Genomic DNA, 23,222 nt, shown 5'->3' with positions numbered 1-23,222 from the left:
GGACCCCGCCTTCACCGCACCCGGTGCTTAGAGACCGAGGTTGAGGTCGTTGACGAGTCCGCCCACGTCAGGCAGGCCGGCGTCGCCGGTCACGGCGCCCAGCGGGCTGTCGTTGACCAGGCCACCCACGTCCGGCAGCGCCGCGCCGAGGTCGGGCAGCGGGTTGGCGACCGGCAGGTCCGGCAGACCCGGCAGGCTGACCGGCAGGTCCGTCGGCAGGTCGACCGGGAGCTCGGTCGGCAGGTCCGTCGGCAGGTCGACCGGGAGGTCGGTCGGCAGGTCCGCCGGGATGGAGACCGGCACCGCGGGCAGGTTGGCGATCTGGTCGGCGACGGTCGCCGAGCCGGACTCGATCTGGTCGGCGACGTCGGCGCCCGTGGTGGTCAGGATGCCACCGAGGTTGGCCGAACCGGACGCGACCGCGCCCGCGACCAGGCTGCCGCCCGCGGAGACGTAGTTCGCCACGGTCGTGCCCGCGGTGTCGTCGCCGCGCAGCAGGTCCGAGTCGAGCAGGTCCGACGGGTCGGTGCCCAGCTCGGGCAGACCGGCCGAGGGCAGGTCGCCCAGCGACGGGACCTCAAGGGCCGGGAGGGCGGGGACCGCCGGGAGGGCCGGGAGGGCGTCGAGGGACGGGACCTCGAGGGGCAGGCTGTCCAGCGAGGGGACGTCGACGGGCAGGCCGTCGAGCGACGGGAGACCCGGGAGGGCGTCGAGCGACGGGACCTCGAGGGGCAGGCTGTCCAGCGAGGGGACCTCGACCGGCAGGCCGTCCAGCGACGGGATGCCGACGGGGAGGCCGTCGAGCGCCGGGAGGCCACCCAGCGACGGAGCCGACAGCTCCGGCAGGGACAGCTCCTGGCCGCCGACCGACACGGTGCCCGCGAGCTCGCCCGAGGCGGCCAGCGCCAGGTCGGCGGAACCGACACCCAGGTCGACTCCGCCCGCGGCGCCGTCGGTGCCCAGGGTCAGGGCGCCACCGTTGGCGCCGAGGGCCGACTCGCTGCCGAACGCGACGCCGACACCGTCGGTGCTCGCGGTCAGGCCGCCACCGAGGTTGCCGAGGCCCGCGACGTCGCCGCCGAAGACCGTCTCGACGCCGCCGGTGGAGCCGGTGATGCCACCGGACACCGCGGCCTGGTCGGTCTCGACGCCGAAGGCACCGCTGGCACCGTCGACACCGACCGACGAGCCACCGGAGACGGCGGCCACGGCCGAGTCGAACGCCGCGGCGGTCTCCACGCCCTGGGTCGAGCCCTCGACGAGGCCGCCCAGCGCGAACTGGTCGGTCTCGATGTTGAGGATGCCCGCGCCGCCGTCGAGGCCGAGGTTCGAGCTGCCGGTCACGGCGCCCAGGGCCGAGGTGCCGCCGAACGCGGACTCGACGCCATCGGTCGTCGCGGTGACGACGTTGGCGGTGCTGAAGAAGTCGGTGTCGAGGCCCAGGCTGCCGGTCACGCCGTCCAGGGTCGCGTCGACCACGCCCTCGCCCGCGAACTGCGCCGAACCGGCGGACACGGCGCCCGTGAGGCCGTCGAGGCCGTAGGCCAGCTCGCCGGCGCCGCCGCCGACGACGGTGTCGAGCGAGCCCGCGCCGACACCCTCGGTCAGGCCGCCGTCGAAGACCGCGGACAGCAGGGCGTTGTCGGTCCCCGCGACGAGGGAGCCGGTGATGCCGTCAAGGGAGCCGGCGACGTCGCCGGTGCCCGCGAGGCCGCCGAGGTCGGCGAGCCCGGTCAGGCCGCTGGTCAGCGAGCCATCGGTCTCGCAGTGGCCATCGGTCTCGGACCTGCTGCCCGCGACGTCGGCGACGGCGGTGAGCTGCTCGATCGCGCTGTCGCAGGTCGGCAGGTCCAGGCCACCGAGGCCCGGGGTGTCGACGACCAGCGGGATGACGTCCTGGACGTCCTGGGCGGTGACGTCACCGAGGCCGGCGCCCGCGAGGGCCGCGGCCGGGTCCTGCGCGAAGTCGGCGCGCGCGGACTCGTCGGTGAGCAGGGTCAGCACGAACTCGTGCAGGGTCTGCTCCTGCGGCTCGACCTGCGTGCTGGTCGTGGCGGTGGCGGTCGCGCTGCCGGAGGCGGACGCCTCGGCGGGGGCGGTGGCGGGCTCAGGGGTGACGCTCAACGACTTCTCCATTTCGGGGGACTTGCTGACGTGCGGGGAGGTCTGTCGCCCGAGGCCGGGGGCATCGACCTGGGCTGTCGACGATCAACTTATGGATCAAGGCCGGGACCTACATCGGGGATCACTCCGAGTCTCGGGGGCTCACTCGAACGGGTGATACGGGGATGCCCGTTAGGGGATTAGGGGGTCACGAAACGAACACCCTGGGTTGCCGTGCGGGATCGCGCGCCTGGTACGAACTGGGGCCTGAGTCGCCGCCATCCGGAGGAACGCCCATGCCCTATGTGCTCGGCATCGACGTCGGTCGCACCCGCGGCACGGCGGCGGTCTGTCGGCGCGTGGGCGGCGCGTTCGGGCCTCCCGAGGTGGTCCCGGTCGACGGTGGCAACCGCTGGGCCCGGTCCATGATCGCCATCTCCACCGCAGGTGAAGTGCTGGTCGGGCAGGCCGCGGAGCATCGGGCGGCGACCGAGCCGGACCGCGTCGCCCGCGACTTCATGGCCAGGGTCGGCGACGGCGTGCCGGTCCTGCTCGGCGGCGAGCTCTACCCCGCGGAGACCCTCGCCGCCGCCGTGGTGGCCTGGATCGCCGACGTCGTCGCCCAGGCCGAGGGCGCCCAGCCGGAGCGGGTCGCGGTCACGCACCCACCCGATTGGGGGTCATACCGTCGTGGGCTTCTGCGGGAGGCGCTCGCCGCCGCCGGTCTGCCGGGGGTGTTGCTGCTGCCCACCGTGGTCGCCGCCGCGGAGGCCGCCCACCTGCGCGAGCCGGTGCCCGCGGGCACGGCGATCGCGCTGACCCTCATCGGCGGCAGGCACTGCGAGCACGCCGTCCTCTACCGGGGCCAGGCCGCGTTCGACCTGGTCACCCACGTGCCGATGGTGGAACCCGACGCCGGGGACCATCTCGACGACCTGCTGGCCAGCCACGTGCTCGCGGTCAGCCCGGAGCACGCCGCCGACCCGGCCGCGATGATCGAGTTCCGGCAGGCCTGCGTCGCGGCGAAGGAACGGCTCTCGGTCGCCGCCGAGGTCCGCGTCCCGCTGCCCTACGCCCCCGGCGACCTCACGGTGACCAGGGCGTTCTTCGACGAACTCGCCCGACCCGCGCTCACCTCGGTGGTCGACGACCTCAGCCTGGTCACCGCGGGCGTCCCCGCCGACCAGCTCACCGCGGTGGTCTTGGCGGGCGGCACCGCCCGCGTCCCGCTGCTCGCGTCGCTGGCCACCGCGCGGCTGGACTGCCCCGTCGCGGTCGAGGAAGACCCGGCGTCGGCCGCGAGCCGGGGCGCCGCGCTGGCCGCCCGCCCGCGGCTGGGTTCCGCGCGGTTCGCGGGCGGCGGTCACCTCACCGCCGACGCCAGCCACCCCGGGTTTCGACCGACGGGCCCCGCGGGTGGGATAGTGCCCGCGGGTGATTCGTCACCCCTCGCCGTCGACGGGAGCCATCCGAGCTTCCGGCCGGTGACAGGACAAGCCAGCGATCCAGGGTTTCCACCGGCCAGGGCGCAGTCGGTGGAACCCGCGGCAGATGTGAAGGAGCGTGCGGGTGTGCGCCTTACCGAGCCCGTGTCACGCAAGCGCGGACGTGACGAGCCACCGCCGCCGCGGCCCCCGGTCGAGATCATCCCGTTGGAGCCGCCCGCGAAGCGTTTCGTCATCCCCAAGCGGTCCCGGCGCGGTGAGGACGACCGTTGATCCCCGGCTACCCGCTCCCGAGTGAACTCGTCCTCGACGACCCGACCCGGCGGCTGTGCGCGGCGATCGTCTCCGGTGGGCTCGCGCCCGTCCGGCTCGCGGTGATCGCCCCCGGCGGCTATGGCAAGACCGCCCTGCTCGACCTGCTGGCCACCGCCGAGGGCGCCAAGCGCTGGCGGCGCGGGGCCGACGGCGCGCCGCTGCTCCTCGTCGACGACGCGCATCTGTTGGGGGAGCAGGATTTCACCGAGCTCGCCGCCCACGCGGCGGACAGCGCGACCGGGCTGGTCGTCGCCGCCCGGCCGCGCCCACGACCCGATGGGCTGACCGCGCTGCTCGGGCGACTGCGCGGCCAGATCGTGCTGCGCCCGTTCGACCGCGACCGGGTGGCCGAGTGCCTGCGCGCGATCACGGGCGCGGCGCCGTCGCCCGCGGTGATCGACCTGGTGGCCGCGCAGACCGGTGGCGTGCCCGGCCTGGTCCACCGGCTCGCCCCGCACGTCGGCTCCGGGACAGTGCCCCGCGCCGCCGTCGAGGAGTTCCGGTTCGAACTCGACCGGCTCAGCCCGGACGCGCTGCGGGTGCTGGTCGCCGCCGAAGTCGGGATGGGCGAGGTCGACCTGCTCGCCGGGCTGCTGGCCCGCTCGCCCGCCGAGGTGGCCGACATCCTCGACGAGGTGCGTGGCACCGGCCTGCTCGATCTCACCGGTGAGCTGCTTCCCTTGGGCGCCAAGGTTTTGCGTGAACTCGTCCCGGCCGACCAGCGGGACGCGGTCTTCGGCGGGCTCGCCGACCTGCGGCTCGCCCGCGGTGGCCCACTCGGCGACGCGGCCCTCGCGCTGCTGGGCGCGGGTGCAGGCGGTCCGTCGGTGGCCGCGGTCTTCGAGGCCGCCGCCGCGCAGGCCGCCCCGGGGGTCGCCGTGCGCCTCTACGCCGCCGCGGCGGAGGCGGGTCATCCGGTCGACGCGGTCCGCCACGCCGAGGCCGAGGCCATGTCCGGTGACATCGATTCGGCGCTGCGCCGCGCCGACGCCGTCGTCTCCGCGACCGGGAACCCCGACGCCGCAAGGATCGCCGCCGCCGCACTGGCCCACCGCGGCCAACTCGCGCGCAGTGCGGAGCTGTACCAGTGGTCGGGTTCGGCGCTCGCGGCCATCGGCCTTGCGGGTACGGGCCGGGTCGACGACGCGCGAACCGCGCTCAAACAAGCCGACAGCGGCGAGCGGCCGACCCTGCTCGCCGGTGCGATCACCGCCCTGGCCCAGGGAATCCTGTCCTCCCTCGACGAGTCGTGGCCCACCGCACTGTCCACTGTGGCCCGTGCGGCGGAGATGCTGGAACCGGTCGGCGGCACGGCGCTGCTGCCCGACAGCCCGGCCGCCGTGGCCGCGATCATGGCCTCGCACAGCGGCGCCGCCGCCCTTGCCGAACCGCTGCTCGACCGCGCCATCGCCGCCGAGACCGGCGGAAAGGTGCTGGTCAACCGGCATCAGCTGCTGCGCGCGTGGATCGCGATGACCCGCGGCGACGGACCCGCGGCGGCCGCGGTCGTGGCGGGCCGCACCGACCTGACCCCGCGCGACGCGCAGTTCGCGCTCGGCATGGAACTCGGCATCGCCCGCCGTGGCAGCGATCTCGGGGCGCTGCGCCGGTCGTGGGACCGCGCCTGCGCGACACTCGTGCGCACTCCCGTCGACCTGTTCACCCTGCTGCCGCTGGGCGAGTTCGCCGTCGCCGCGGCCCGTCTCGGCGACCGCGACCGGCTCGTCCCGCAGCTCGACCAGGCGTGGGACCTGTTGCGCCGCTTGGGAAACCCGCCGCTGTGGTCGGCCATGCTGCACTGGTCGTGCCTGCACGCGGAGATCATCGCCGAACGGCCCGACGCCGCCGAGGCGCACGCGGCGGCACTGGCCGACACCGCGGCAGCGAGCCCGTTCCACACCACGATGGCGCACGCCGCGCAGAGCTGGCGGCTCGTCCTCGCGGGCACGGTGGACGCCGAACACGTCGAGTCCGCCGCCCGCGGCCTGCACGCCGCGGGCCTCGGCTGGGACGCCGCCCGCCTCGCGGGCCAGGCGGCGATCCGCACCGCCGACCGCAAGGCGATGGTCGGCCTCCTCGACTGCGCCCGCGTCCTGCAGGGCCCGGGCGCCGCGGCCCCGGTCGTCGAGGACAGCTCGGGCGCGGCCCGGCTCAGCGAGCGGGAACTGCAGGTGGCCGGGCTGGTGCTTGACGGGTTGACCTACAAGCAGGTGGGCGACCGGCTGTTCATCTCGGGAAAGACCGTCGAGCACCACATGGCCCGGATGCGCTCCCGGCTCGGCGCGACCAGCCGCAGCGACCTGCTCGCCCAGCTGCGGGCGCTGCTGGGCAACCGGGCCTAGGACATCATGAAGATGACGATGCCGATGATCAGCGCGGGGATCAGCGCCAGCCAGAACTGGGTGATGGCCACCACGACGACCGTGACCACGGCGGCGACGATGGCGAAGACGGTGATGATCGTGCGGTCTTTGGGGCCGGACCGGTCGACCAGTGGATCCTTCGGCGCGGGCGTCAGCGGCTTGGCCGACACCCGCACGGGAAGGTCGTCGAACAGTGCCGCGAGCTCAGCCTGGGTACGCGCCGCCGCGGCGGCCCCACACCTCAACTCGTACTCCGCGACGTCGATGCGTCCCTCGGAGAAGTGCTCGCCGAGCTCGTCGATCGCCCGCTCACGCTCAGCGGTGCCGACGCGGATGTTCCCGTCCCGAGCCATGACGCTCACTCTACGGTGATGGCATGGTGACTGTCGGGGAGATCCGGGCGCTGGCGCTTTCGCTGCCGCGCACCGAGGAGGCGCTGGTCCATGACCGGGTGAAGTTCCGGGTCCGCGGCTTGGTCTACCTGGCCTTCTCCCGCGACGAGACCGAACTCGGCTTCGCCTACCCGAAAGCCGAGCGAGCCGCGCTCATCGAGGCCGAGCCGGACGTCTACTTCATGCCGATCCCGTCGGACGAGCGCTTCAACTGGGTCCGCGCCCACCTGTCGAAGCTGACCCACGAACGCATGCGCGAACTCGTCATCGAAGCCTGGTGCATGGTCGTGCCCAAAGGCGTGGCCGCGGCCTATCTCGCTCGCGAAGGGTGACCACGGGATCCACCCAAGAGTGTTACGACATTCGAGTGATTCCTGTGTGATCATGAAGCGCGCTGATCCAACTAAGTTCGGGGAAACATGGACGTCAGGCAGGACTGGCCCGAACGCGGCCGGACCGTCACCTTCGCGCAGTGGGACTTCGACGCGGGGAAGGCCCGGTTCATCGGGATCGGGGTCGTCGCCGGGCCCGCGCAGCAGCATCCGTACCTCGACCTCTACCGGTTCCCGATCATGCCCCGGCCGGGTGATGAGAGGGCCGTCCCCGAATGGATTAACGAGTCGGACATCATTGACGTCGTGCCGCGCTAGAACCGGCGGGCCACGAAACGGAGTGTGTGTCGATGAGCGCGACCCTGGTGGCCAAGGCCCTGGCCGCGGGGCACGGCGACCGTGCCCTGTTCTCCGGGCTCGACCTGGTCGTCGCCCCCGGTGACGTGATCGGCCTGGTCGGCGTCAACGGCGCGGGCAAGTCCACCCTGCTGCGCACGCTGGCCGGGCTGCTGCCCGCCGAGCAGGGCGAGGTCCGGCTCAGCCCGTCGAGTGCCATCGTGGGCTACCTGCCGCAGGAGCCCGACCGTCGCCCCGGCGAGTCGGTGCGCGCGTTCCTCGCCCGGCGCACCGGGGTCGCCGACGCGCAGGAGGCCATGGACGCCGCCGCCGAGGCGCTCGGCGCGGGCACCGCGGGTGCCGAGGACGAGTACTCCCACGCCTTGGAGCGCTGGCTGGCGCTCGGCGGGGCCGACCTCGACGAGCGGGCCGAGGCGGCGGTGGCCGATCTCGGGCTCGGGGTGCGCCTCGACCAGGAGATGGTGTCGCTCTCCGGTGGGCAGGCCGCGCGGGCCGGGATGGCCTCCCTGCTGTTGAGCCGCTACGACATCTTCCTGCTCGACGAGCCCACCAACGACCTCGACCTCGACGGCCTGGCCCGGCTGGAGGACTTCGTCTCGGGGCTGCGCGCGGGCACCGTCGTGGTCAGCCACGACCGCGAGTTCCTCACCCGCACGGTCACCGGTGTCCTCGAACTCGACCTCGCCCAGCAGCAGATCCGCGAGTACGGCGGCGGCTACGCGGCCTACCTCGAGGAACGCGAGGTCGCGCGCAGGCACGCCCGTGAGGAGTACGAGGAGTTCGCCTCCACCAAGTCCTCGCTGGAGGACCGGGCCCGCATGCAGCGCGGCTGGATGGACAAGGGCACCCGCAACGCCCGCCGCAAGGCGAGCGACAACGACAAGATCGGCCGCAAGCTGCGCTCGGAGTCCTCGGAGAAGCAGGCCGCCAAGGCCCGCCAGACCCAGCGCATGATCGAGCGTCTCGATGTGGTCGAGGAGCCGCGCAAGGAGTGGGAGCTGCGGATGGAGATCGCCGCCGCCCCGCGCACCGGCGCGGTCGTCGCCGCCCTGCGCGACGCCGTCGTCCAGCGCGGCGACTTCACGCTCGGGCCGGTGTCGCTCGAAATCGGCTGGGCCGACCGGGTCGCGATCACCGGGGCCAATGGCGCCGGGAAGTCGACCCTGCTGGCGGCCCTGCTCGGCCGGACCGAACTCACCTCGGGTGAGACGTACCTCGGGCCTGGCGTCTCGGTCGGCGAGGTCGACCAGGCCCGCGGCCTGTTCCTCGGCGACGAGCAGCTCTTCGACGCGTTCAGCCGCGAGATCCCGGACTGGCCGACCGCCGACGTGCGGACCCTGCTGGCGAAGTTCGGGCTCAAGGCCCACCACGTCCTGCGCCGCGCCGCGACTCTCTCACCGGGTGAACGCACCCGCGCCGCGCTGGCGCTGCTGCAGGCCCGCGGCGTCAACCTGCTGGTGCTCGACGAGCCGACGAACCACCTGGACCTGCCTGCCATCGAGCAGCTCGAGTCGGCCATGGCGGACTACCCGGGCACATTGTTGCTGGTCACCCACGACCGCCGCATGCTCGACGCGGTCGCGGTCAATCGTCGGTTCGTGGTGGACGAGGGGTCCGTCTCAGAAAAAGACTGACCACAGACTCCCCCCGGCGGCACGAGGGAAGTCCGTGGTCAGCCGGTCAGGCCGCCGGCGTCGTCGGGTGCGCGGGCAGCTTGGCGCGCAGCTTGCGCAGCGCACCATCGATCTGCGTGTGGTACTTGCCCTTGGTGCGCTGGTCGATCATCCGGCCTGCCTTGGTCGCCGCCCGGTCGACCTTCTCCGGGTGCTTGTTCGCGTACTTCCTCGCGGCCGCCGCCGCCCCGGCGAGGGCGGCGAGCTTGCGTAGCTTCGGCATCGGTACTCCTTTTCGGCTCGGCCGTTCAACGTTGCAAGTACCCAAGAAGGTTCCGCTCCATGCGCCTGTTCCAGCACCGATAGTGTTCGATGTATGCCGACTTACGCATCCGTGGACAAATCCCGGCCCAGATCACGGGACGCCGCGGGGCTGCCCGCGGTCACCGCGGAGCGGATCGTCGACGAGGCGCTGGCACTGACCAGGGAGCAGGGCCTGGAGAACTGGACGCTGCGCCAGCTCGCGGGCGCCGTCAGCGCCTACCCGGCCGTCGTCTACCACCACGTCGGCGACCGCGAGGCGGTGGTCGCCGGGGTGATCGAGCGGGTCGTCGCCGAGTTCGCGGTCCCCGAGCCGCGGGAGTGGCGCACCTGGTTCGAGGAACTGCTCCTGGGCATGCGGCCCGTGCTGCGGGCCGCGCCGGGAGTGGCCAGGCGACTGGCGCTGTACGGCCCGATCGTCGCCTCGGCGCGGCGTGTCATCGACCGCGGCGTCCGGGTGCTCGACGCGGCCGGGTTCGGCGAGGAGAGCGTCCTCGTGTGCAACGTGCTGCTCACCCAGGCCTGCCAGTTCGTGGCCCTGGAGGACGACCGCGAGCACAGCCCCCGGCTGCGCGCCGAGGCCGCGGCGGTCTTCAGCTCCTACCGCGACCGCGAGGACCTGCCGGGGCTCGCCGCGACCGGCCGGTTCGTCTACGAGATGACCCAGCGGCCGGGCGGCGTCGAGGCGTACTACGACGAGTTCTTCACCTTCGCCATCGCCCGCATCATCGACGGTGTCGCCGCCCGGCTCACCGTCCTCAGTGGAACAGGGCGTTGAGCTCCGACCACGTCATGCCGCCCGCCACGGACTCGTAGGTGCCCGACCCGAGCAGCTCCTCGGTCGCCCGGCGCGCCAGCCCGTAGGCCGCCTCCGCGACAGCCGCGCCCAGACTCGCCCGCGCCACACCGACGCCGCCGAGTTCGGCGATGCTCGGCGCCCCCGGACCGACCATGATGTTGACCGGCGCCGGGATCTCCGCCACCAGCGCCTTGATCGTGGCCAGGTCGGCCAAGCCCGGCACGAAGATGCCTGAGGCGCCCGCGTCCAGATAGGCCCGTGCCCGGCGCAGTGTCTCGTCGAGACGGAAGTCCTCGTCGCCGACCCCGCGCAGGTACACGTCTGTCCGCGCGTTGATGTAGAGCGCGATGCCCGCCTCGTCCGCGGCCGCGCGCGCGGCGGCGAGCCGCTCGGCCTGCGCCGCGGTGTCGCGCAGGGGGCTCGCGTCCGTCCGGAACGAGTCCTCGATGTTCACCCCGACCGCGCCCGCCGCGAGCACGCCGCGGACCGTCTCGGCGACCTCGGCGGCGGTGGCGCCGAAACCGGTCTCGATGTCGGCGGTGACCGGCACGTCGACCGCCGCCACCACCCGGGCGATCAGGTCGAGGGCGAGCGAACGGTCGAGCGCGTCGCCGTCGGCGGCGCCCAGACTCCACGCGACACCGGCGCTGGTGGTCGCCACGGCGGAACAGCCCGCCGCGACGCTGACACACGCGCTGGCCACATCCCAGGCGTTCGCCAAGGCCAGGACGGGTGTCGCTGTGTGCAACTCATGGAACCGCGCTGCGTGATCTTGCTGGGATGTCTTCATGCCGGAAAGTCAACCAGCAGCCACCGACATGGAGTAGCGAGAATGCGACAGTACTGGCAAGTGGCAGGTCAAGTCGATTTTTGGCTAGCCCCGCCACCTGCCGGACCTCCATCCTGTGCGGGTGCATGACGACTTCGACCGCTGTATGCGCGCCGTTAACGCCAAAGATTCCAGGTTCGACGGATGGTTCTACACCGCGGTCCGCACCACTCGCGTCTACTGCCGACCCAGCTGCCCCGGAATGCCGCCCAAAGCCGAGAACATGGCGTTCTTCCCCAGCGCCGCCGCGGCCCAGCAAGCGGGCTTCCGCGCGTGCAAGAGGTGTCGTCCCGACGCGAGTCCCGGTTCGCCACAGTGGAACGCCCGCGCCGACCTCGCCGCCCGCGCCATGCGGCTCATCGCCGACGGGGTGGTGGACCGCTCCGGCGTCCCCGGCCTCGCCGCCCATCTGGGCTACAGCGTCCGCCAAGTGGAGCGACAACTGCTCGCCGAGTTCGGCGCGGGCCCGCTCGCGCTCGCCCGCGCTCAACGGGCCCAGACCGCGCGCCTGCTGATCGAGACCACCGAGCTCCCGATGAGCGAGGTGGCCACCGCGGCCGGGTTCGGCAGCATCCGCACCTTCAACGACACCGTGCGGGAGGTGTTCGCGCTGCCGCCCACCGCCCTGCGGCAGCGCGCGGGCAGACCCGCGGCGGGCTCGGGTGTGCTGACGGTGCGGTTGCCCTACCGGGAACCGCTTTCCGCCGACCAGCTCTTCGCCCAGCTCGCCGCCACCGTGGTACCCGGGGTGGAGGAATGGCGCGACGGCGCCTACCGCCGCACCCTGCGCCTGCCGCACGGGCACGGCATCGCCAGCCTGCGCCCCGCCGCGGGCCACGTGCAGTGCCAGCTCACCCTCACCGACCTGCGCGACCTGTCCCGGGCGATCAGCCGGTGCAGGCGGCTGCTCGACCTCGACGCCGACCCGGTCACCGTCGACGACACCCTCGCCGCCGACCCGATTCTCGCGCCATCGGTCCGGAAGAACCCGGGCCGCCGCGTACCCCGCACCGTCGACGGCGCCGAATTCGCCATGCGAGCCGTGCTGGGCCAACAGCTCACGACCGCCGCCGCCCGCGCCCACGCGACCCGGCTGATCGCCGCACACGGCGAGTCGGTGCGCGACCCGATCGGCGGATTGACCCACCTTTTCCCGTCACCACAGACCATCGCCGCCCTCGACCCCGAACTCATCGCCCTGCCCCGGACCCGCCGCGACACGCTGATCGGGCTGGTGACCGCGCTGGCGTCGGGCACGATCGACGTCGGTGTCGGCGCCGACCGCGACCGGGCCAGGGCCAGGCTGGCGGCGCTGCCCGGCTTCGGGCCGTGGACGGTCGAGACCATCGCCATGCGAGCCCTGGGCGACCCGGACGCGTTCATCCCCAGCGATCCTGGACTGCGCGCGGCGGCCCGGGAACTCGGGTTGACCAGCAACACCAACAGCTTGGCGGTCCGGGCGGAGGCATGGCGCCCCTGGCGTGCCTACGCGATGCAACATCTCTGGGCCATCAGTGAACGCCTCGCACGCTGAGCTAGAGGCGTTCCACGTGTTCCCCGTCCATCCGGCCGCGGGTGTCCAGCACCGCCCGCGCCTGGCGACCGATCCTCGCCAGGTCCAGTGAGCGGTGATCCTGCAGCAACACCACCAGATCCGCCGCCCGCACCGCCGCGTCCACATTGGACTCGGCGCACACCGGTTCGCCGTCCACCAGGAATCCCGACACGTACGGGTCGTGGAAGCCGACCCGGACGCCTAGGGAGCGCAGTTGGCGTACCACGCCGGTGGCGGGGGTCTGCCGGGTGTCGCCGACGTCCGGTTTGTACGTGACCCCAAGGAGAAGCACGCGAGAGCCATACACCGTGCCGCCGTCGCGGGCGAGGATGTCCCGCGCTCGGCGGACCACGTAGCCGGGCATGCCGGCGTTCACCTCCTGCGCGGCGGTGATCATCGAGCACGGCAGCCCCTCGGCGCGGGCCCGGTTGGCCAGGTAGCGCGGATCGACCGGGATGCAGTGTCCGCCGACGCCGGGGCCGGGTGAGAAAGCCTGGTAGCCGAACGGTTTCGTCGCCGCGCAGCGCAGGACGTCCCACACGTCGACGTCGAGCCGGGCGCACAGGACGGCGAGTTCGTTGACCAGCGCGATGTTGACCAGGCGGTAGCTGTTCTCCAGCAGCTTCGCCGTCTCCGCCTCGCGCAGGCCCGCCGCGACCACGACGGAGTCGACCAGCTCCGCGTAGAACGCCTCGCATCGCTTGGCGCACAGCGGGGTCAGGCCGCTCACCACTTTTGGGGTGTTCTCCAGCGCGTGCTCGCCGTTGCCGGGGTCGATGCGCTCAGGGGAGTACGCCAGGTTGAAGTCGACGCCCGCGACCAGGCCGGTGCTCTCGAGAATGGGCAGCAGGACCTCCTCGGTGGTGCCCGGGTAGCTGGTGGACTCCAACACCACGAGCGTGCCCGGCCGCAGCCGGGCCGCTACCTCGTTGCCCGCGGCCATGACCGCGCGCAAGTCGGGCTCGCCGTCGACAAGACCGGTCGGGACACAGATCACCACGGTGTCCGCTGTGGACACCGTGGTGAAGTCTGTGGTCGCGGTGAACCCCTGGCGCAGCATGGTGGCTATGTCCGCGGCGGCCGCGTCCTGCACGTGTGATCGGCCTGCCATCAGCCCGTCGACGACGCCGGTGTCGGTGTCCACGCCGGTGACGCGAAGCCCCGCCGCGCAGGCCCTACGGGCGAGCGGCAGCCCTACGTAGCCCAGACCCACGACCACGAGATCCACTGAGAACAAGGAAATCCTTTCTCCGGTGGATCGCACTCAGGCCGAGAAGCTGCCGACTGCGCTGACGTGCGTTCCATAGCCGGGTTTCACCCGGGAGAACGGGTCGATCGGCACGACGCACAGCGGGTCGGCGTAGATCGTGATCGTCTTGTCGGTCTGGTTGAAGATCAGGTGGGTGCCCGCGGGCAGTGGCTGGCAGCCCTTGGGGTTGTTCCAGACCTTCAGCTCGGTGAACTCGTGGGTGAACGCCACGACTTGGCCGGGCAGGCTCGTGGTCTCCGACATCGACACTGTCGACGCGGTGGCGACCGTGGTGAGCGACGCGAGTGACGCTCCGACCGCCGCGGCGATCAAGGTCGACTGGACGAGCCGCATGGTTCCTCCTTGGTTCGAGTCCGATGACTCCATGCTCGACCTATTCCGCCGCCACCGCAGTCGCCGATTCGGGTACGTATTTTTCACCCTATTGATAGGTGGCGCGTATCGCCCCATTTTCCTTAACGTCCGCATCGTCATCTTCCTGTCGGGAAAGGGTGGACCGCAGATGAGTCGTTACGACTGGGCACTGTCGCATCCGGGGATCGACCGTATTCGCGCGACGATCGAGCCGATACGCACCGAAGTGGCCCGTCACCCGATTTACCGTCGGATGTCCACGACGGGGGACGTCGCAGTGTTCATGGCTCACCACGTGTTCGCGGTGTGGGATTTCATGTCGCTGCTCAAGAGCCTGCAGCGCGAACTCACGTGCGTCGAGGTGCCGTGGGTGCCGACGACGCAGCCGATCAGCAGGCGGCTCATCAACGACATCGTGCTGGTCGAGGAGAGCGACGAGTTCGGCGAGGGGTATGTCAGCCACTTCGAGCTCTACCGGCACGCGATGGCGCGGGCGGGTGCCGACACGGGGCCGATCGACGCCTTCCTCGACCAGCTGCGCGCCGGTGTCGACGTGGCGACGTCGCTGGTCAAGGCGGGTGTGCCGGAGCCCGCGGCCGACTTCGTCCGGTCGACCTGGCAGGTGATCACCGAGGCCCCGGTGCACTGCCAGGCGGCCGCGTTCGCGTTCGGCCGGGAGGACCTGATCCCCGAGATGTTCGACCAGGTGGTCGCCGCCGGGGGTGGTCGGCTGGACCTGTTCGGCGAGTACCTGGTGCGCCACATCGAGGTCGACGGCGAGCAGCACACGCCGATGGCGATGCAGATGGTCGCCGACCTGTGCGGCCCCGACGGCGCGAAATGGAGCGAGTGCGCGCGCACGCTTGTCGGGGTGCTGCGGGCCCGGGTCCGGCTTTGGGACGGGATCTGCGCGGCGCTTGACCGACAGCAGACGAGTGCCGCGACAATTGCGTGAACAAGTATTGATGTGAACATTCGTGTGACGGAAAAGCGTACCCCTCCGCCGCCGGTCACGGTGATCCCGAATGGTTGACGAATAGTCCACCCGAAAAGGGTCGACGAGAACCGGCGCCGAGTCGGCGAGCTTGCTAATGTCGAATCACGGAGCCGCCGAATGGGCGCGAACAACGCCGGGGCTCCCACCGCGGAATCCGTCAAGAATTCAAAGGAGCATGGTCGTGACCGCTAGCGTCCAGGACACCCGCCTGAAGCGTCGTTTCGAGCTGTGGGACAGCAACGGAGACGGCACGATCGACAGGTCGGACTATGAGACCGAAGCGCGTCGAATCCTCAAGGCCTTCGGTGAGCAGGAGACCTCACCCAAGGGGCGCGCGCTGCTGTCGGCATACCTCGGTATGTGGGACAAGCTCGCCACCCAGGCCAAGGTCGGCGCCCAGGGGAAGGTCACCCTGCAGCAGTTCACCGATGTCTCGGAGCGCGAGATCGTCGAGGGCGGCGACGCGGGCTTCGACCGCAACCTGCGCCCGACCATCGAGGCCATCGTCAACATGTGCGACACCGACGGCGACGGCGAGGTCAACCCGGCCGAGTTCAAGCGCTGGATGAAGGCCGTCGGCGTGGACGAGCGCCAGGCCGACTCGGCGTTCCGGCAGATCGACTCCAGTGGCAACGGTCAGTTGACCGTCGAGGAGCTGGTCACCGCTGTCCGCGACTATCACCAGGGCGTGAACGACATTCCGCTGCTGGGCCGCTGACACCGACCGCTCACAGCCCCCGGGGACAACCTCCCCGGGGGCTGCCCCATCCCCACCCCACCCCGCGAGTCCAACACCCAAAACCGCGAGTCGCCCCTTCCCGACAGCGAGTTCCCCGTTCAGGCAACTGAGTTCCCCGTTCCCGACAGTGAGTTCGCACTTCGCGAACCCGCCGGGCCTGCTTCGACCATGCCGACGACGGACCCCGACTGCTGCGAAAAGCGACCTCACTGTCCTGAACGGCGAGCTCAGTGCCCGGAACGGTGAACTCGTTGCCCGGAACGGTGAACTCGTTGTCGGGAACGGGGAACTCGTTGTTGGGAAGGGGGAACTCACTGTCCTGAAAGGGGAACTCGGTGTCGGGAAGGGGGAACTCGGTGTCGGGAAGGGGGAACTCGGCGTCGGGAAGGGGGAACTCAGTGTCCTGAACGGGGAACTCAGTGTCGGGAAGGGGCGACTCGCGGTTCTGGGTGTTGGACTCGCGGGGCTCGGGTGGGGGTGGGGGCTAGGAAGGCGCGGGCTAGGAGGGTGGGGTGGAGGAGGGTGCGGGGGTGGGCGCGCAGGTTGACCACGTCGAGGAAGCGGCGGGCCACGATCGGGTCGGTCAGGGTGGCGCGGTCGATGGCCTCGCTCACCGCACGCATCAGTCGGTGGCCGCGTGGGCGGTCGGCGCGCAGGTGGGGGAGGGCGAGATCGGCGACCACGGAGGTCTGCCAAGCGGCGTCCACCAGCACCCGCAGCCTGCGGAAGTAGCCGTGGACGTCCTCACCGGAAGCCAGCCACGCGCCCAGAGCCGAGGCGTGCAAGGCCGCCGACGGCATTCCCTGCCCGTACACCGGGTTGAACGACGCCACCGCGTCACCCACCGGCACCAGACCCTCGGGGAACCGGCGCAGCTCATGGAAGTCCCGCCGCACGCTGTGCGGGTACCGGTAGACCGACACCGGCCCCGCAGGCTCGCATTCCCTTGCCAGCGCGGCGAACCCGGCCGCGGGCTCGCGTTCGCAGCGGGCCCGGAACTCCTCCGCCGACCGGCCCGGCCGCTGCGCGCCGTAGGCGGACACCGTGCAGATCCACCGGTCGGGGCCCGCCGGGGCGACCACGCTCACCCCAGGCTCAGCTGACCCCGCCGACCGCAGCGAGTGGACGGCCACCAGGTCGTCGAGGCGCTGTTCCGGGAATCGGCGGTACAGCGTGGTCGCGTAGCCGAGGTCGAGGTCCATCCGCCGCTTCGGCGGTGGGGCGAAGTCCAGCCGCAGCAGCCAGTCGCCCAGGCGGGACGACCGCCCGGTGGCGTCGATGACGAGGTCGGCGGTGCCGACGCTTGCCCTTGATGCGAGGCGGACACCGTCCACCCGGCCCAGTCCGGCTGTCAGGCCGACCACCCGGTCGCGGACCAGCCGCACCTTCGGCAGCTTGAGCACGTCGCCGCGCACATGCCATTCCAGCAGCGGCCGCATGATCGGCATCAGCGGGTCACCAGGCACCGGCAGCCGCATCCGGCCGTCGACGAACATCCGGGTCTCGGCGTGGGAGTACCCCACCGCGCCGTCCAGCGCGAGCCGGTCGAACAGCGTCGGGAACCAGTGCGCGAACAGCTGTTGCGCCAGGCCGAGCAGCACGTGGAACTGGTCGCCGTGCGGCGTGCCCGCCCGGTTGGCCGCACTGTCGGGCAGGTCGTCCGGTTCGACGACCACGACCTCGTCGGCGACGTCGTGCAGCACCCGCGCGGCGAGCAGACCGGCGAGGCTGCCGCCCGCGACGATCACCCGCCTCATTTGCCCGCGGACTGGACGAAGTGGACGGCCGACTCCGGCCGCAACGCGATGTCCTGGCCGGTCACGGGCGTCTCGCGGTGGATCAGGATGTTGTAGTGGTTGGGGAAATGGCAGGCGTCGAACCCGAGGACCGTGCCGACGAGCTTCCCGCCGATGCGCACCTCGTCGCCCCGGTCGATGACGCCGCCGTGGGAGATCTCGGTGAACCCGAGGAAGCCCACCCGGTCGATGCTGGGGTCGTCGACGCCGTGGTCGGTGGTCACCAGTTCGTGCACCTCACCCTGGCGCACGCAGCGGCTGGCGAACTCCTCCAGCCGCATGCCCCGGTCGTCGCGGCTGTGCACCAGCACCTTGACCAGCACGCCCGCCACGGAACGCTTGTCGCCGTCCTCGACCATCAACGGCCCCTCACACTCAGCTCGGCGCGGTACACGGCGTCGACCAGTTCCAGGGCGGACAGGCCCGCGTCGTCCTCGCCGCCGACGTGCACCGCGCGGGCGAAGTCCTTAAGCACCCCGGAGTACTCGTGCCACAGCGACTGCTTTAACCCGGGGAACCCGGTGAGCATGTCCGCCCGGCGCACGGTGCCGTCGGCGAGCCGCACCTCGATGTCCTTCGTCTCGCCCTCGTGGCTCCAGTCGAGTTCCACGACCGCCTCGGCCCCGGACGCCGCGGTGAGCCGGATCTCCGCCTGCCGGTCCACCCCGGCCTCGTCGCGCCGGACATCGACGTCGGACAGGCTGAGCGGGCCGAGGAACAGGCGGGCGAGGTCGAAGGCGTTGGGCCCGTTGTCGGCCACGCACCCGCCGCCGCAGCGTGCCGGGTCGAGGTACCAGCGGTCGTCTCCCACATGGTCCTCGATGCGTTCGAGGTACCGCACCCGCACGGACTCGATCGGGACGTCGCCGGGGAGTCCGTCGAGCAGCGCCCGCACCCGCGCGTTGTAGCGCCGGTGGAACGCCGTGAACAGCACGGCCGCGCGGGCGGCGGCGAGCTCAGCCAACGCGCGGCCGTCGTCGAGGGTGATGGCGAGGGGTTTCTCCACGCACACCGGCAGTCCCGCGTCGAGCAGGTCGTGGCACACCGGGGCGTGCCGGTCGTTGGGCACGGTGACCACGACGGCGTCCAGCCCGCCCGCGGCCATCATGGCGCGGTGGTCGGACCAGCACGGCACCTCGTCGCGGTAGGGCGCCAGCGCCTCCGGCCGCACGTCGCACACCGCGCCCAGGCTCAACGGCCCGCTCTCGCGCAGCACCGCCAGGTAGAACCGGGAGATCACCCCGATTCCCACGACACCGATCCGCATCAGCACTCCTCCGGCAGGCGCAGGCCGAAGCGGTCGGCGACCGATCGCAGCTCGGCGTAGACGTCGTGGTCGAGCGGGACACCCAGTTCGGCGGCCTCGGCGGCGTGCTGAGCCTCGGGGCAGCCCGGGTAGGAGACGGAGTCGCCGGGGCGCAGCGGCGGGCAGCCCAGGATGGACCCGAACAGCGAACCGGCGTCGCGCTGGAACCCGCCGGGCTCGCGCAGCGCGCCGGGCGCGATGGCCAGCAGCAGCAGGCCGATGTCGTCGTCCGGCGCGCGGTCCGCGGCCAGCGCCGCGGGCGAGGGCCCCACGCCCGCGCCGGGCACCAGCGCGGCGAGCACCTCCACCATCAGCCCGAGCCCGAAACCCTTGTACTCGGCCGATCCCGTCCCGCCCAGCCACGTCAGGTGGGCCTCGCCGGTGTCGAACCGGGCCGGGTCGGTGACGGGGGCGCCGGTGTCGTCGGCGAGCCAGCCCGCCGGGATCGGCTCGCCCGCGCGCGCCGCCGCCCGCACCTTGCCGGTCGGCGCGGTGGTCGTGCTCATGTCCAGCAGGAACGGCGGGTGATCACCCGCGGGGGCCGCGACGCTGAGCGGATTGGTGCCCAGCATCGGGACCCGGCCACCCGGTGGGCGGGCGATGCGCTGGTGGCCGCAGTTGGCGGCGACCACGCCGATCATCCCGCGCTCGACCGCGCGCAGCGCGTGCGGACCCGCGCAGCCGAAGTGCGTCGCGCCGCGCACGGACACCATCCCGATGCCGTGTCGCGCCGCCCGCTCGGCCGCGAGGTCCATCGCCTCGCCCGCGAGCCACAGGCCGAGCGCGCCTTGGGCGTCGAGCAGAACCGTGGCGCCGAGGTCGGTGAGCACCCGCGGCTCGGCGTCGGGCCGCGACCGGCCCGACGACAGCAGCGGCAGGTAGATCCGGGTCAGGTTGGCCAGCCCGTGCGACGCCGCGCCCGTGAGGTCGCCATGACACAGCGCCGTCGCCGCCGCTCTCGCGCGTCCGCTGGGGACGCCGTTGGCGGTGAAGACCGCCGCCGTGAACGCCAGCAGGTCTTCCTTCGGCACCCTGACCCGGGTCGAGGGAGGCGCGAGGTCAAGGTCGGTCATCGGGTTCCGTTCCGGTCGGGGCATCGGCGAAGGCGAGCAGCACCCGCGATACCTGCGCGGCGAACGCCGACAGGTCGGCCAGCGCGGCGAATTCGCCTTCGGCGTGCGCGTTGTTGGCGGCCAGGTCGCCGGGGCCGAGCACCGCGGTGGCGGTGCCGGGCACCCCGGACATCCAGATGGCGTCACACGTGAACGCGGGCTCGTGGTCCGGCCAACGCGGCACGCCTGCGGCGGCCATGATCGCGTCGAGACCGGGCGCGGCGCCCGACAGCGTCGGCAGCCCGCGCTTGATCCAGTCCACTGTGGTCACCGAACGGGCTTCGGCGGCCGTGCGGGCGAACTCCGGCTGGTCGGCGAACAGGGCGCCGAACCGCTCCACCCCGCCCGCGACCGCGTGGTCGAGTGTGCCGGTGAGCCGGGCGCCCGCGGACTCGGTGGCGTAGGCCAGGTTCACCAGCAGCTCGCCCGAGCCGTAGACGCGGTTGTGCGCCGTGCCGGTGTGCAGGCCCGCGATGCAGGCGTGCCCGTCCTCGTCGCCGCGCAGCTCGGCGGCGAGGTGCTGGGCCAGGAACCCGAGCAACACGGTCGCGTTGTGCCCGTCGCCCGGTCGGTCGTCGATCGCGCCGAACCCCTCGACCCGGACCCGGGCGGTGGCCGACGCGGTGGCGCGCGGCAGGTAGCGCAGGCCGGTCGGCTCGCAGAACACGTTGAGGGCGCCGAAGTAGCCGCGCTCGACGAGCGGCCGGGTGCCAAAGGTGCCCATCGCGCCGCCCTCCTCGCCCGACACGGCCTGGACCAGAACCGACACGTCGCCGCCGATGCGCGGGTCGCGCGCGGCGGCGTCGCGGATGCCCGCGAGCAGCGCCACCGCGGGCCCCTTCGCGTCGATCGCGCCGCGGCCGCGGAACACCTCGCCGTCGAACGACACCGGCTCCATGCCGGAGACGGTGTCGAGGTGCACGTTGAACATCACCGTTCGCGCGCGTGGTCGCTCACGGCCCAGCCGCAGAACCAGGTTCGGCTGCCCGTCGAGGAACCCGGCGTGCCGCGCGGCCTCGCGCACTGTGGCCGGGACGTCCGGCTTGCGCAGCTCTGACAGATCCGCCGGCGCGTGGTGCAGGACCTCGAACTCGGGCGCGGACTCGGCGTAGGCGAACTGGGCGTCCCACAGCCGGGCGGGCTCGGCGGTCTCCAGCGGACCGGCCGTGGGCAGCTCCAGCAGCCGCACCAACAGCTTGTGGTCGGCGTCGGTCAACTCGGCCACGTCAGCGGTCCGCATCGAAGAGGAGCGACTCCAGCGCCAGCCCGGCCGCGATGAAGCCGTCGGCCGAGCCCGTGCCGCCGCCGTCGGAGTGCGGGACCAGGTTCAGGTGCGGCTCGATCGACAGCGCCCCCTGGTATCCGTTGGCGGCCAACAGCTCCAGGCACGCGGCCACCTGCGCGTCGCCCTGGCCCGGGATGGTCCAGGCCGGGCCGAAGAGTCCGTCGGCGCCGTCCTTGATGTGGACGTGCGCGACGTGCTCGACCAGCTCGGTGAGCATCGCGAGACCCGAATACCCGTAGGCCACGCCGTTGCCGGTGTCGAACAGCAGCCGCAGCGCCGGGCTGTCCGCCTCGGCCAGCAGGTCCAGCGCGTGCTTCGCGTTCGCGCCCGCCCAGCCCGCGCAGTTCTCGTGCAGCAGGACCAGTCCGTGCTGTTCGGCCCGCGCGGCCAGTTCGCGGACGCGGCGCAGCACCCGGCGCTCCCACTCCGCGTCGGCCAGTCCGCCGTTCGGGTACGACATGATCCGCACGTACCGGGTGCCTAGCGCGGCGCAGCGGGGGCCGAGGGTGCGCAGTTCCTCCAGGTCGCGGCCGAAGTCGCCGGTGATCGTGCTCGACCAGTCGCCGATGCGGGAGTCGACGCACACGGTGTGCAGGCCGCGCTCGGCGAGCGTGGCCGCCACCAGGTCGAACGCGCGGTCGTCGAGGTCGGCGATCGCGGTGCCGCCGACCGTGCGCAGTTCGATGGCGTCCCACTCCAGTGCGGCGATGGCGGCCACCTGGTCGGCGAGTTCGGGTCCGGCTTCGTCGCCGATCCCCGCGAGGACCGGCAGCGACATCACCGGCTCGCCCCTTCCGGCACGGCCACTCCGGAGAGCCGTTTCGCGGCGCTGATCAGCTCCACGACCGCGGCGCCGGTGTCGGGTTCGTCGGTGATGCGGTCCTCGCCGGCGAAGTGCCGGTAGGCGTGGGCGAGGAACGCGCCGAGTGAGTCGTCGCGGAACACCGAGCGCAGCTGCTGGCCCTGGGTGCTGACCCGCAGCTGCGCGTGGTCGTCGGCGGCGCTCACCGCGAAGTGGCCGACCACCGTGCCGCCGTCGAGGTCGATGGTGACCTTCCGCTCGCGGATCGGGGACGTGAGGTCGGTGCGGATCTCGGTGCGCACGCCACTGGCGTGGCTCAGCCGCAGCACGGCCCCGCCGAGCGCGGGGTACACCTCATCCCCGAGGAGCATGTCCGAGCAGTGCGCGCCGAGGACCTCGGCCGGACCGGCGAGCAGCAGCGCCAGCAGCACCGAGTGCGGCACTTCGACGTCGAACGCGCTGGGGTGCTCGTCGCCCAGCGCGGTGCGGGCGAACCGGGGCTTGCTCTGCACGATGGTGATCGACCGAGGCCTGCCCAGCCTGCGCTCGCGCAGGATCGAGGCCAGCCGCCTGGTCAGTTCGCTGGCCCGCCACTGGCCGACCGGCAGCAGGTCCAGGCGCGCGGCCTCGCGCAGCGCCAGCACCTCACGCAGGTCGCGGTCGTCGGCGGCGAGCGGCTTCTCGACCAGCACCCGGCGGAAGCCCAACTCGGCGAGCGCGGTCAGCGGGGCGACCCGGGCCGACGGCGGGGTGCACAGGTGCACGACCGTGTTCGCGGGGTCGATGAGCCGGGCGGCGTGCGGCAGCGAGTCGGCGACGGTGACACCGTCGGTCCGTGCCGTCCGGTGGGGGTCGAAGACGACCACGGGAGCGTCGGGGCGCAGCCGGCGCAGCACCGGCAGGTGCAGCTCCGTCCCCGCTCGACCGAGTCCCACGACGAGCGTGCCCAGCATCGGTTGCTGCCTCCTGCGCGGGATCGGGTGACGCCCGTCAACACTGGTGGCGGCCACCGGCGGTGTCAACGCGGACCCGACCGCGCCACACGTCCGTGTGATCTTTGGATTCCGTTGCGGTTCAACGAATGCCGTCTGGCTAGGTTGGAATGGGGTCGCGCCGCAGCCGAGGAAGTTTCACCAC

At 72.3% G+C, this 23,222-nt stretch carries 22 protein-coding genes; 9 read left to right on the top strand and 13 right to left on the bottom strand.

The window, feature by feature from the left end; all coding sequences use genetic code 11:
• Positions 1 to 27: 27 nt before the first annotated feature.
• Complete coding sequence (locus C8E96_RS02525; protein WP_133794129.1) at positions 28 to 2,124, bottom strand: IniB N-terminal domain-containing protein; 2,097 nt, start codon at positions 2,122 to 2,124, stop codon at positions 28 to 30.
• A gap of 275 nt (positions 2,125 to 2,399) precedes the next feature.
• On the opposite strand from C8E96_RS02525, the gene C8E96_RS02520 reads away from it, so the two are divergent.
• On the top strand, positions 2,400 to 3,821 hold the full coding sequence (locus C8E96_RS02520) for an Hsp70 family protein (protein ID WP_133794127.1): 1,422 nt from the start codon (positions 2,400 to 2,402) through the stop codon (positions 3,819 to 3,821).
• Complete coding sequence (locus C8E96_RS02515; RefSeq protein WP_091381936.1) at positions 3,818 to 6,205, top strand: LuxR C-terminal-related transcriptional regulator; 2,388 nt, start codon at positions 3,818 to 3,820, stop codon at positions 6,203 to 6,205. Before C8E96_RS02520 ends, C8E96_RS02515 begins: the two co-directional genes overlap by 4 nt.
• On the opposite strand, the gene C8E96_RS02510 is transcribed toward C8E96_RS02515, so the two are convergent.
• A complete protein-coding gene (locus tag C8E96_RS02510; protein ID WP_091574570.1) occupies positions 6,202 to 6,579 on the bottom strand; it encodes a DUF1707 SHOCT-like domain-containing protein in 378 nt (125 codons plus the stop codon). The two genes, C8E96_RS02515 and C8E96_RS02510, sit on opposite strands and share 4 nt — an antisense overlap.
• Positions 6,580 to 6,602: 23 nt before the next feature.
• Here C8E96_RS02510 and C8E96_RS02505 point away from each other — a divergent pair, with 23 nt between their 5' ends.
• The 3 genes from C8E96_RS02505 to C8E96_RS02495 all read left to right on the top strand — a co-directional run bounded on the left by C8E96_RS02505 (position 6,603) and on the right by C8E96_RS02495 (position 8,941).
• A complete protein-coding gene (locus C8E96_RS02505; RefSeq protein WP_091381940.1) occupies positions 6,603 to 6,950 on the top strand; it encodes an MmcQ/YjbR family DNA-binding protein in 348 nt (115 codons plus the stop codon).
• Between the two features lie 87 nt (positions 6,951 to 7,037).
• Positions 7,038 to 7,268 carry a hypothetical protein gene (locus tag C8E96_RS02500; RefSeq protein WP_091381942.1) on the top strand — a complete coding sequence of 77 codons (231 nt, stop codon included), beginning with the start codon at positions 7,038 to 7,040 and terminating at the stop codon, positions 7,266 to 7,268.
• A gap of 32 nt (positions 7,269 to 7,300) precedes the next feature.
• Positions 7,301 to 8,941, top strand: a complete 1,641-nt coding sequence (locus C8E96_RS02495) for an ABC-F family ATP-binding cassette domain-containing protein (protein WP_091381944.1) — start codon at positions 7,301 to 7,303, stop codon at positions 8,939 to 8,941.
• A 46-nt stretch (positions 8,942 to 8,987) separates the two neighbouring features.
• Here C8E96_RS02495 and C8E96_RS02490 read toward each other — a convergent pair whose 3' ends face one another.
• Positions 8,988 to 9,203, bottom strand: a complete 216-nt coding sequence (locus C8E96_RS02490; protein WP_091381946.1) for an antitoxin — start codon at positions 9,201 to 9,203, stop codon at positions 8,988 to 8,990.
• Positions 9,204 to 9,296: 93 nt separating this feature from the next.
• On the opposite strand from C8E96_RS02490, the gene C8E96_RS02485 reads away from it, so the two are divergent.
• Entirely contained in the window at positions 9,297 to 10,019 is a 723-nt protein-coding gene (locus tag C8E96_RS02485) for a TetR/AcrR family transcriptional regulator (RefSeq protein ID WP_091381948.1), read from the top strand.
• Here C8E96_RS02485 and C8E96_RS02480 read toward each other — a convergent pair.
• Complete coding sequence (locus C8E96_RS02480; protein WP_091381950.1) at positions 10,000 to 10,830, bottom strand: isocitrate lyase/PEP mutase family protein; 831 nt, start codon at positions 10,828 to 10,830, stop codon at positions 10,000 to 10,002. The two genes, C8E96_RS02485 and C8E96_RS02480, sit on opposite strands and share 20 nt — an antisense overlap.
• A 121-nt stretch (positions 10,831 to 10,951) precedes the next feature.
• Here C8E96_RS02480 and C8E96_RS02475 point away from each other — a divergent pair, with 121 nt between their 5' ends.
• Positions 10,952 to 12,403 carry a DNA-3-methyladenine glycosylase 2 family protein gene (locus C8E96_RS02475; protein ID WP_091382046.1) on the top strand — a complete coding sequence of 484 codons (1,452 nt, stop codon included), beginning with the start codon at positions 10,952 to 10,954 and terminating at the stop codon, positions 12,401 to 12,403.
• A 1-nt stretch (position 12,404) separates the two neighbouring features.
• Here the strand turns inward: C8E96_RS02475 and C8E96_RS02470 are convergent, their stop codons facing one another.
• Together C8E96_RS02470 and C8E96_RS02465 are read right to left on the bottom strand one after the other, a co-directional pair.
• Positions 12,405 to 13,661, bottom strand: coding sequence for a nucleotide sugar dehydrogenase (locus C8E96_RS02470; RefSeq protein ID WP_091381953.1), 1,257 nt, complete (start codon positions 13,659 to 13,661; stop codon positions 12,405 to 12,407).
• 27 nt (positions 13,662 to 13,688) lie between these two features.
• Positions 13,689 to 14,027 (bottom strand): hypothetical protein, encoded by a 339-nt coding sequence (locus tag C8E96_RS02465; RefSeq protein WP_091381955.1) that lies wholly within the window; start codon positions 14,025 to 14,027, stop codon positions 13,689 to 13,691.
• A 169-nt stretch (positions 14,028 to 14,196) separates the two neighbouring features.
• On the opposite strand from C8E96_RS02465, the gene C8E96_RS02460 reads away from it, so the two are divergent.
• A complete protein-coding gene (locus tag C8E96_RS02460) occupies positions 14,197 to 15,003 on the top strand; it encodes a DUF3050 domain-containing protein (RefSeq protein WP_091381957.1) in 807 nt (268 codons plus the stop codon).
• Between the two features lie 223 nt (positions 15,004 to 15,226).
• The gene (locus C8E96_RS02455) at positions 15,227 to 15,763 is read left to right on the top strand and encodes an EF-hand domain-containing protein (RefSeq protein WP_091382049.1); all 537 of its coding nucleotides are present in this window, start codon (positions 15,227 to 15,229) and stop codon (positions 15,761 to 15,763) included.
• 437 nt (positions 15,764 to 16,200) lie between these two features.
• Here C8E96_RS02455 and C8E96_RS02445 read toward each other — a convergent pair whose 3' ends face one another.
• From C8E96_RS02445 to C8E96_RS02415, 7 genes are read right to left on the bottom strand one after another with little or no spacing between them, the layout of a single operon-like run.
• Complete coding sequence (locus tag C8E96_RS02445; RefSeq protein ID WP_176926825.1) at positions 16,201 to 17,541, bottom strand: NAD(P)/FAD-dependent oxidoreductase; 1,341 nt, start codon at positions 17,539 to 17,541, stop codon at positions 16,201 to 16,203.
• Entirely contained in the window at positions 17,538 to 17,939 is a 402-nt protein-coding gene (locus C8E96_RS02440) for a DUF6917 domain-containing protein (RefSeq protein ID WP_091381959.1), read from the bottom strand. Before C8E96_RS02440 ends, C8E96_RS02445 begins: the two co-directional genes overlap by 4 nt.
• Positions 17,939 to 18,847 carry a Gfo/Idh/MocA family protein gene (locus C8E96_RS02435; RefSeq protein WP_091382051.1) on the bottom strand — a complete coding sequence of 303 codons (909 nt, stop codon included), beginning with the start codon at positions 18,845 to 18,847 and terminating at the stop codon, positions 17,939 to 17,941. The genes C8E96_RS02440 and C8E96_RS02435 overlap by 1 nt, the downstream gene beginning before the upstream one ends.
• Entirely contained in the window at positions 18,847 to 19,959 is a 1,113-nt protein-coding gene (locus tag C8E96_RS02430) for an Ldh family oxidoreductase (protein WP_091381961.1), read from the bottom strand. Before C8E96_RS02430 ends, C8E96_RS02435 begins: the two co-directional genes overlap by 1 nt.
• On the bottom strand, positions 19,946 to 21,238 hold the full coding sequence (locus tag C8E96_RS02425) for a M20/M25/M40 family metallo-hydrolase (protein WP_091381964.1): 1,293 nt from the start codon (positions 21,236 to 21,238) through the stop codon (positions 19,946 to 19,948). Before C8E96_RS02425 ends, C8E96_RS02430 begins: the two co-directional genes overlap by 14 nt.
• Positions 21,225 to 22,061, bottom strand: coding sequence for a sugar phosphate isomerase/epimerase family protein (locus tag C8E96_RS02420; RefSeq protein WP_091381966.1), 837 nt, complete (start codon positions 22,059 to 22,061; stop codon positions 21,225 to 21,227). The genes C8E96_RS02425 and C8E96_RS02420 overlap by 14 nt, the downstream gene beginning before the upstream one ends.
• Entirely contained in the window at positions 22,061 to 23,038 is a 978-nt protein-coding gene (locus C8E96_RS02415) for a Gfo/Idh/MocA family oxidoreductase (protein WP_091381969.1), read from the bottom strand. Before C8E96_RS02415 ends, C8E96_RS02420 begins: the two co-directional genes overlap by 1 nt.
• Between the last annotated feature and the right edge of the window lie 184 nt (positions 23,039 to 23,222).

Origin of the sequence: Actinokineospora alba (genome assembly GCF_004362515.1) — a bacterium.
Lineage (GTDB): Bacteria > Actinomycetota > Actinomycetes > Mycobacteriales > Pseudonocardiaceae > Actinokineospora > Actinokineospora alba.
The sequence above is the reverse complement of the archived record's forward strand: the minus strand, read 5'-3'. Positions and strand labels throughout refer to the sequence as shown.

Excerpts from the sequence above, each read along its gene's own strand:
- C8E96_RS02500 (WP_091381942.1), top strand. The coding sequence starts at position 7,038 with ATGGACGTCAGGCAGGACTGGCCCGAACGCGGCCGGACCGTCACCTTC.
- C8E96_RS02420 (WP_091381966.1), bottom strand. The coding sequence starts at position 22,061 with ATGTCGCTGCCGGTCCTCGCGGGGATCGGCGACGAAGCCGGACCCGAA.
- C8E96_RS02485 (WP_091381948.1), top strand. The coding sequence starts at position 9,297 with ATGCCGACTTACGCATCCGTGGACAAATCCCGGCCCAGATCACGGGAC.
- C8E96_RS02445 (WP_176926825.1), bottom strand. The coding sequence starts at position 17,541 with ATGAGGCGGGTGATCGTCGCGGGCGGCAGCCTCGCCGGTCTGCTCGCC.
- C8E96_RS02425 (WP_091381964.1), bottom strand. The coding sequence starts at position 21,238 with ATGCGGACCGCTGACGTGGCCGAGTTGACCGACGCCGACCACAAGCTG.
- C8E96_RS02510 (WP_091574570.1), bottom strand. The coding sequence starts at position 6,579 with ATGGCTCGGGACGGGAACATCCGCGTCGGCACCGCTGAGCGTGAGCGG.
- C8E96_RS02440 (WP_091381959.1), bottom strand. The coding sequence starts at position 17,939 with ATGGTCGAGGACGGCGACAAGCGTTCCGTGGCGGGCGTGCTGGTCAAG.
- C8E96_RS02490 (WP_091381946.1), bottom strand. The coding sequence starts at position 9,203 with ATGCCGAAGCTACGCAAGCTCGCCGCCCTCGCCGGGGCGGCGGCGGCC.
- C8E96_RS02430 (WP_091381961.1), bottom strand. The coding sequence starts at position 19,959 with ATGACCGACCTTGACCTCGCGCCTCCCTCGACCCGGGTCAGGGTGCCG.
- C8E96_RS02495 (WP_091381944.1), top strand. The coding sequence starts at position 7,301 with ATGAGCGCGACCCTGGTGGCCAAGGCCCTGGCCGCGGGGCACGGCGAC.
- C8E96_RS02435 (WP_091382051.1), bottom strand. The coding sequence starts at position 18,847 with ATGCGGATCGGTGTCGTGGGAATCGGGGTGATCTCCCGGTTCTACCTG.
- C8E96_RS02505 (WP_091381940.1), top strand. The coding sequence starts at position 6,603 with ATGGTGACTGTCGGGGAGATCCGGGCGCTGGCGCTTTCGCTGCCGCGC.
- C8E96_RS02465 (WP_091381955.1), bottom strand. The coding sequence starts at position 14,027 with ATGCGGCTCGTCCAGTCGACCTTGATCGCCGCGGCGGTCGGAGCGTCA.
- C8E96_RS02520 (WP_133794127.1), top strand. The coding sequence starts at position 2,400 with ATGCCCTATGTGCTCGGCATCGACGTCGGTCGCACCCGCGGCACGGCG.
- C8E96_RS02480 (WP_091381950.1), bottom strand. The coding sequence starts at position 10,830 with ATGAAGACATCCCAGCAAGATCACGCAGCGCGGTTCCATGAGTTGCAC.
- C8E96_RS02415 (WP_091381969.1), bottom strand. The coding sequence starts at position 23,038 with ATGCTGGGCACGCTCGTCGTGGGACTCGGTCGAGCGGGGACGGAGCTG.
- C8E96_RS02460 (WP_091381957.1), top strand. The coding sequence starts at position 14,197 with ATGAGTCGTTACGACTGGGCACTGTCGCATCCGGGGATCGACCGTATT.